We start from the raw sequence: 6,780 nt of genomic DNA, 5'->3' as shown, positions 1-6,780 counted from the left end.
GTTACAGCGGCCCATCCAAGTGCCGGTGGCATCGCTCCTGAAAGCCCCCCAATCACAATATTTTGCGGTGTAGCAGGTTTTAATAGCCAGGTATAAATCACTGCATAACCTACAAATGTTGCCAATGTCAGCCACATTGTTAATGGGTTACAAAAAATCCACAAAATGATCATCCCGAGTGAGCCTAGGATGATTGAAAAAATGATGATGTGAAAAGGTGTCACCTCGCCGGTAGCTGATGGTCGCCAAGCGGTCCTTTTCATCTTGGCATCTACTGCTTGCTCTATCAAACAATTCACTGCAAAAGCAGCGCTAGCGAGTAACCAAATACCCACAATTCCGCCGATGAGGATGGGATAGGGGACCATGCCAGGGGTTGCCAAAAACATCCCTATGACTGCACAGAAGACCGCGAGCTGGGTCACTCTGGGCTTCGTTAAAACCCAGTATTGGCGCCAACGCGGCATAGCCACCTTTGCAGGTGATTGAGGGGCGCTCATAATGGCTTTGCCATCTTCATTTGAATTGGCGATTTCCATGAGGCCCACTGGCTCATTCTGACTAAACAGAATACTAAAGCGGCAGAGCCTCCGGTATGTAATAAAGCAGCCAATAAAGGCCACTGAAAAATGACATTAGAAATACCGGTAATCACTTGTAATAAAAGCAAGGCAATCAGTAGTTTGGCAAAACCCCTCAGGAGTGGTGTTGCTGGGGTTGATAAGCTATAGGCTTTTACACCTAAAAATCCTAGGCAGAACAAGACAAGCACAGCAAATACACGGTGGGCCCAATGAATCGTTTGTAGGGCTACTGGAGAGATAAACTCCCCTTGAGCATTAAGACCTAACTCACGCCATAGAGAAAAGCCTTCAGCCCAATCCGTTTCTGGCCAAGCGGAGCCTAAACAAGTTGGAAAATCGGGACATGCTAATACAGCATAATTTGTGCTGACCCACGCACCCAAAAAAACCTGCATGAACAGGATCAATAAAGAAATCACAATAAACAGGGCAGGCAAAGGACGAATGCGTAATGTACGAACAGAAGATCTAGCCTCTTCCCATGCTTGCTGTGCATAGGCAGTTAAACAAGCGAACAGAACTAAAGCCAGTATGAGATGAATCGTAACGATGATGGGTTGTAGTTTGAGTGTCACAGTCCAAGCCCCAAAAGCACCCTGAATACAAACTAGTAAAAGCAAGCCCAAGCTAGCGATGAAAGGTATCCGCCCTATTGACTTAAGCTTACTAAAAGCGATTCCGACCTGTAACAAAATTAAGGCGCCCACTGTCATTGCCAAATAGCGATGAATCATTTCAATCCAGGCTTTCATTACTGTCACAGGCCCTGTAGGTAAGGCGCTTTCAGCCTGCTGAATATCACCCAAAGCATGAAATGGCGTTGAAGTACCATAACATCCAGGCCAATCGGGACAGCCCAAACCAGAATCTGACAAACGAGTAAATGCTCCAAATACAATCAAATCAAAAGTCATAAAAACTATAACCCAATTCAATTTTTGAAAGAAGCTATAGCCAGACCTCGTCCAAAGATAAGCCAAGGGAATCCCTGCAAATACGACTGCAATAGCCCCCAACTCTAAAAGTAATACGAGATCAGGCATTACAATTTCTCACCCTTGTGATTAAGCTTTAATAGCTTTTCTAAATCCTTTTTCATGCCGGCAAATTCTTTTGGAGAATTTGTCACCGGAAAGAACATCATCTTTGCAGGACTGGGATCGATTAACTGAATCTGCTGACCAGACCCTTCCTTATTAAGCCACTCTTCAAATTGCGCCTTGAGCTGTGGGTCTGTTGGTAGAGTCACAATCTTTAAACCGGCAGATTGTTCATCATAAATTTTTGTGACCTCAGGGTCTACTGGCTTTCCATCGGTATTCACCCAGAGTAACTGCACTCGCTTACTCTCTCTCCCCATCGCTACCTTTACCTGACGCATTAAAAATAATGCCTCAATACATTCATCATCTTTTATCTGACAATCACTAGCAGGGCGAGCAATTAAAATTGTCCACTTTCCCTGAATAGGCACACTGAGCCAGGCAGGATTTAATTCTTGTGCGGGATAAACCAAAGTTCCAAAATTAGTTTTTCCACCTTCAGGCTTAAAGACGTAATAAGCTAAATAAGAGGCGATGACTGGTGAAGCACAGGCGAGCAATAACAACAGCATTTGGATGCGACCACGGCGTGTGCGCGCATTGATTGCTGCATCAGTCTGTGACGCCGGAATTAATAACTCTTTATCACTCACTCTTAATCCCCATTTGTAACGCCTTGACGCCGATATTGACGTAAGCCACTAATGAACCAAAATAAGAAACCGCACACTGCTAATGCAAACCACTGGAATGCATAAGCATAATGGCGATCCACTCCTGTCGTCAGGGGTGCCCACTTTCTCAGTAGTCCATCCTCGATACCTGCGTCATTCTCACGCAAAATAAATGGGCTTTGAGTCCAGCTATGTAGCTTGCCATTACCCTCTAAATCAAAGTTTTGTTCGATACGAGGCTTACTAGCATCCACAAGACCTTTGACATCGCCTAAGGCAAATACCTTGCCAGGGTGGGCAAATACAATGCCCTCAATATTGATCGTATTTGCTGGCGTTTTAACTGGTGGCAAAGACTCTCGATTTTCTTGATTGCGTGGCGCCCATCCACGATTCACCCAAAGAACCTCATCAAGGCCTTCCAATCTAAAAGGCATCATGAGGTAAAAACCAGCTTGTGCTGGACTACCAGCCCCGCCAACCGGTAATGGCCTTGGGCGGTTATCCAGCCATATAGCCGCATCCGGAATATATCGGCCACGAGCAATCATCCGACGCTCAGCAGCCTCCGTAAAAGTCCAGGCTCCAGTATTGGCATTTAGAATGGGCATTTGTTGACGTGCCAATAAATTGGCAGCCAAAGCAATTTTCGTATTCGCTCTACTGAATTGCCAATAACCTGCTCCACAAGCAATTGCAATGACCAGCAGGGCTGATACAGTAGCAACTATGCGCTTAGCAATGAGGGCAGTAAAAAAATTAATCAAGTTAAGGATTTGAGATGAAGTGGATTATTCCAATTGTCCTACTAATGATTGTTACTAGCTTAGGATCAGCCTTGTATTACATGATGAAAGATAGGGGCAATAGCCCCAGAATGGTTCGCTCACTGATGCTACGCATTGGGCTATCACTTGCGTTATTCATCGGGATTTTATTAGCCCACTACTTTGGCCTGATTGAAGCTACTGGCATCAAAGTAGGCACAAACTAAAACGAATGCCTAAAAATCAATCGGGGCTTAACGCCCCGATTTTTAATTAGCTTACATCCAGTAAACGGCGATGTAGAGACCAAGCCAAACTACGTCAACAAAGTGCCAATACCATGCAGCACCCTCAAAAGCAAAATGGTGCTTAGAGGTAAAGTCGCCACGAATCATTCGACGTAAAACAATTGCTAACATTGTGCCGCCTAAGAAAACGTGGAAGCCATGAAAACCAGTCAACATATAGAAAGTTGAACCATACATACCCGAAGTTAATTTCAAGTTCAATTCATGGTAAGCATGGTAGTACTCATAAACCTGAAAGCCCAAGAAGATAAAGCCCAAAAACACTGTGGCAGCCAAGCCATAAATGGCTTTCTTCATATGGTTTTTAACTAAAGCATGGTGGGCGATAGTAATCGTTACGCCTGAGCTTAAGAGTAATAAAGTATTAATCGTAGGGATAGGCCAAGGACCCATGGTGGTGAATTTCTCAACTAAACCAGCGGGGCCATCATTTGGCCAAACTGCTGAGAAGTTGGGCCACAGCAATTTGCTTTCTACATCACCCATCCAAGGCATGGCAATGTTCCGCGCATAAAACAAGGCAGAAAAGAAGGCCGCAAAGAACATGATCTCAGAGAAGATGAACCATGCCATCGACCAGCGATATGAAATATCAACGTTGACACCGTTCTTACCAGCGTTTGATTCAGCTATCGTGTCGCCAAACCACTTATAGAGTACAAACAAAATCCACAATACGCCTGCCAAAGTGACCGGGCCACCCCAAGAAGCCTGGTTTACCCATCCAGACATGCCAAAGCCAAAAGCAATCAGGCCAATAGCGGCCATTGCTGGATGTCTTGATAATCCAGGAACGTAATAGTACGGGGTTGAATTGGATGACATCTTATGCTCTCTATTCAATCAAAAATAATCATTGGGACACAACTAGCTTCACTATCAGGAGAAGAGTAGCCATAAAAATCAAGGCCCCAACAACACCTGCAATGATAATGTGCACAAAACTCAGTGAAGCTATATCTTCCTGTAAGCCTGACTTCTTGCGTACTCCTAAAAAACCCCACATCACTGCTTTCATAGACTGCATAAAACTACTTTTCTTTTTCATAAGACCACTTTAGATTTTGGCGCTGGTGGAGTGCCCCCCAAACCAAGTTCAAAGAAGGTGTAAGACAAAGTAATTGTTTTCACATCATCAGGCAAACCCGCATCAATCACAAACACTACTGGCATCTTCTTCATTTCATTTGACGCCAGCGTCTGCTCCTGAAAACAAAAACACTCTAGTTTAGTAAAAAACTCTGTGGCACTCTTAGGTGCATAACTTGGAATTGCTTGCGCCCGTATTGGGCGATTGAGATTATTGGTTACTTCATAAACAATCTCAATCATTTCACCAGGATGTACTTCTAAAAAGTTCTTGACTGGCTTGAACGTAAAAGGCCCACGACTATTGGAATCAAATTCGATCGTTACTGTACGTGCATAGTTAACCTGAGTATTGCCAACCTTATTGGGGCTAAAAGCCCTGATACCGTAATTATTCTTGCTGGTAATCACATTAATTCCGGTGACCTCACACAATGCCTTATACAAAGGAACCAAAGCGTAGCCAAAGCCAAACATCATTACTGCTGCAATTAATAGCTTAAATAAAATTTGACGATTAAGCGCTTGAGTAGTAATCATCTCGATCCTTGGGATTAACCCAAAAAGCTCCGTTTGATCATAATGCCAATAAAAAAGACCAGCACAACACTCAAAAGAATAAAGCCCGTCCTGCGATTATTCGCAGAGAGGGCTTGTTTCTCGGAGGAATTAAATTCCTGCTTCACGTACTTGCTCTTTACTTGGTGGAGTTTCAAAAGTGTGATGTGGCGCTGGCGAAGGTATTGTCCACTCTAAGCCTTTAGCACCATCCCAAGGCTTCATCGCTGCCTTTTCTCCCTCACCGCGATACGCTGGCATGACAACAAAGAGTAAGAAATAAACTTGCGACAAACCAAAACCTAATGCCCCAATCGATGCAAAAGCATTGAAGTCGGCAAACTGAGTTGGATAGTCAGCATAGCGACGTGGCATACCCGCTAAACCCAAGAAGTGCATTGGGAAGAAGGTAATGTTAAAGAAAATCATTGATGACCAAAAGTGGATTTTTCCGCGAGTTTCATTCGCCATGTAACCAGTCCACTTTGGACACCAGTAATAAAACCCAGCAAACATCGCAAACAAGGATCCCGCTACTAATACATAGTGGAAATGTGCAACAACATAATAAGTATCTTGCACGCCAATGTCGATTGGCGCCAATGCCAGGATCAAACCAGTAAAGCCACCCATGGTAAAGACGAAGATAAAGCCGATCGCCCACAACATTGGGGTTTCAAAGGTCATGGAACCCTTCCACATTGTTGCAACCCAGTTAAAAATCTTCACGCCTGTAGGTACGGCAATCAACATCGTTGCATACATAAAGAAGAGTTGACCGGTTACTGGCATGCCAGTTGTAAACATGTGATGAGCCCAAACTATGAATGACAAGATTGCAATTGATGATGTTGCGTACACCATCGAGCTGTAGCCAAACAAAGTTTTTCTGGAGAATGTTGGAATGATTTCACTAACGATTCCAAATGCTGGAAGAATCATGATGTAAACCTCTGGGTGTCCAAAGAACCAGAAAATATGCTGGAACATCACTGGGTCACCGCCACCTACAGCAGAGAAGAAAGAGGTTCCAAAGTGGCGGTCAGTCAACACCATGGTAATTGCACCAGCTAAAACTGGCATTACGGCAATCAATAGATAAGCTGTAATTAACCAAGTCCAGCAGAACATCGGCATCTTCATCAAGCTCATGCAAGGAGCGCGCATATTCAAAATGGTGACGATGATATTGATTGATCCCATGATGGAAGAAGCACCCAATAAATGGAGAGCAAAAATTGCCATATCCATTCCAGGACCCATCTGTATACTCAATGGCGCGTAAAGTGTCCAACCGCCCGAAGGTGCTCCACCAGGAACCAAGAAGGTAGCAAACAATAACGATGCAGCAACCGGCAAGATCCAGAAGCTGAAATTGTTCATACGGGCAAACGCCATATCAGATGCGCCAATTTGCAAAGGCACCATCCAGTTAGCAAAACCAACAAAAGCCGGCATGATCGCACCGAACACCATGATCAGACCATGCATGGTAGTCAATTGATTAAAGAACTCTGGGCGCAAGAATTGCAAACCTGGTTGGAATAATTCCAAACGAATGCCCAAGGCCATCACGCCACCAGCTAATAAGCTGACAAAAGAGAAGATCAAATACATCGTACCGATGTCTTTGTGATTAGTTGCGAACAACCAACGACGCCATCCATGTGGCGTGTGATCATCGTGCGCATGATCGTGTGCGTGGTCAATGGTAGTAGAGACTGTGCTCATGGATTACTCCGGTTTCGTTTTATCTG

General features: G+C 44.3%; 10 protein-coding genes. 1 reads left to right on the top strand and 9 read right to left on the bottom strand.

Annotated features, from left to right (window positions below):
- The 4 genes from ABWP14_RS07280 to ABWP14_RS07265 all read right to left on the bottom strand — a co-directional run.
- On the bottom strand, positions 1-467 hold a 467-nt coding region (locus ABWP14_RS07280), incomplete at its 3' end, for a UbiA family prenyltransferase (protein WP_353202314.1).
- A 29-nt stretch (positions 468-496) separates the two neighbouring features.
- The gene (locus ABWP14_RS07275; RefSeq protein WP_353202305.1) at positions 497-1,627 is read right to left on the bottom strand and encodes a COX15/CtaA family protein; all 1,131 of its coding nucleotides are present in this window, start codon (positions 1,625-1,627) and stop codon (positions 497-499) included.
- On the bottom strand, positions 1,627-2,280 hold the full coding sequence (locus tag ABWP14_RS07270) for a redox-active disulfide-containing membrane protein (protein WP_353202304.1): 654 nt from the start codon (positions 2,278-2,280) through the stop codon (positions 1,627-1,629). Before ABWP14_RS07270 ends, ABWP14_RS07275 begins: the two co-directional genes overlap by 1 nt.
- Before the next feature lie 2 nt (positions 2,281-2,282).
- A complete protein-coding gene (locus ABWP14_RS07265) occupies positions 2,283-3,068 on the bottom strand; it encodes an SURF1 family protein (RefSeq protein WP_353202303.1) in 786 nt (261 codons plus the stop codon).
- A 14-nt stretch (positions 3,069-3,082) separates the two neighbouring features.
- Between ABWP14_RS07265 and ABWP14_RS07260 the strand changes: the two genes are divergently transcribed.
- Positions 3,083-3,295, top strand: a complete 213-nt coding sequence (locus ABWP14_RS07260) for a twin transmembrane helix small protein (protein ID WP_353202302.1) — start codon at positions 3,083-3,085, stop codon at positions 3,293-3,295.
- 51 nt (positions 3,296-3,346) lie between these two features.
- On the opposite strand, the gene ABWP14_RS07255 is transcribed toward ABWP14_RS07260, so the two are convergent.
- Genes ABWP14_RS07255 through ctaD form a run of 5 tightly spaced genes read right to left on the bottom strand, consistent with a single transcriptional unit; the run spans position 3,347 to position 6,754 of the window.
- The gene (locus ABWP14_RS07255) at positions 3,347-4,201 is read right to left on the bottom strand and encodes a cytochrome c oxidase subunit 3 (protein WP_353202301.1); all 855 of its coding nucleotides are present in this window, start codon (positions 4,199-4,201) and stop codon (positions 3,347-3,349) included.
- Between the two features lie 28 nt (positions 4,202-4,229).
- Positions 4,230-4,403 (bottom strand): DUF2970 domain-containing protein, encoded by a 174-nt coding sequence (locus tag ABWP14_RS07250; RefSeq protein WP_353202300.1) that lies wholly within the window; start codon positions 4,401-4,403, stop codon positions 4,230-4,232.
- A gap of 17 nt (positions 4,404-4,420) precedes the next feature.
- Positions 4,421-5,005: a cytochrome c oxidase assembly protein gene (locus ABWP14_RS07245; protein WP_353202299.1), complete on the bottom strand. Its 585-nt coding sequence runs from the start codon at positions 5,003-5,005 to the stop codon at positions 4,421-4,423.
- 14 nt (positions 5,006-5,019) lie between these two features.
- Positions 5,020-5,151 carry a cytochrome oxidase small assembly protein gene (locus ABWP14_RS07240; protein WP_353202298.1) on the bottom strand — a complete coding sequence of 44 codons (132 nt, stop codon included), beginning with the start codon at positions 5,149-5,151 and terminating at the stop codon, positions 5,020-5,022.
- Entirely contained in the window at positions 5,135-6,754 is a 1,620-nt protein-coding gene (gene ctaD, locus ABWP14_RS07235; protein ID WP_353202297.1) for a cytochrome c oxidase subunit I, read from the bottom strand. Before ctaD ends, ABWP14_RS07240 begins: the two co-directional genes overlap by 17 nt.
- Positions 6,755-6,780 lie beyond the last annotated feature (26 nt).

Source organism: Polynucleobacter sp., assembly GCF_040400325.1.
GTDB lineage: Bacteria > Pseudomonadota > Gammaproteobacteria > Burkholderiales > Burkholderiaceae > Polynucleobacter.
Note: the sequence above shows the minus strand (reverse complement) of the source record. Positions and strands in the feature narration are given on the sequence as shown.